We start from the raw sequence: 529 nt of genomic DNA, 5'->3' as shown, positions 1-529 counted from the left end.
CGGCGAAAATGCATTCATTTATATTCCATTACAAGTTCGTTTTTTCTTTACGGATATTCATTCTATATTTCGTCAATTAGGATTTAGACAATTACAATTACAAGCAAATATGATTACTAATTATAATACAGTAATAACCAATAATGATTTATATGCCAATGAATATAACTTAACAAATTCAATAATCCACCATACTCCATTAAAATTAAATATAATTGATTATTATTTAATTAAATTAAATAATTTTAATAATATTTTTTATAATTCGGAAACTTATTTCTGTAAAATTAATAATCAATCCTATTATAATACATTTATTCCTATTAAATATATACCACCTTCCGCTGTAGATATTAATCAATTACATATTGAATTATTTAATCAAAATAATGAACTTGCCGATATTGATAATAAAGACTATTCAATTCTTATTAAAATTACTATGCTTGATTATGTTCCTAATAATACTTACATTAATCAAAAAATGTATATTCGTTAATGTTTATTTAATATCATTAATGTTAATATA

At 20.0% G+C, this 529-nt stretch carries 1 protein-coding gene; it reads left to right on the top strand.

Annotated features, from left to right (window positions below):
* Positions 1 to 499, top strand: a 499-nt coding sequence (locus tag AC3DEV_RS16715; protein ID WP_488372819.1) for a hypothetical protein, incomplete at its 5' end; no start/stop codon positions are given.
* Positions 500 to 529 lie beyond the last annotated feature (30 nt).

The sequence above is a fragment of the Dietzia sp. IBK-p2-15D genome (assembly GCF_057773105.1).
The sequence above is the reverse complement of the archived record's forward strand: the minus strand, read 5'-3'. Positions and strand labels throughout refer to the sequence as shown.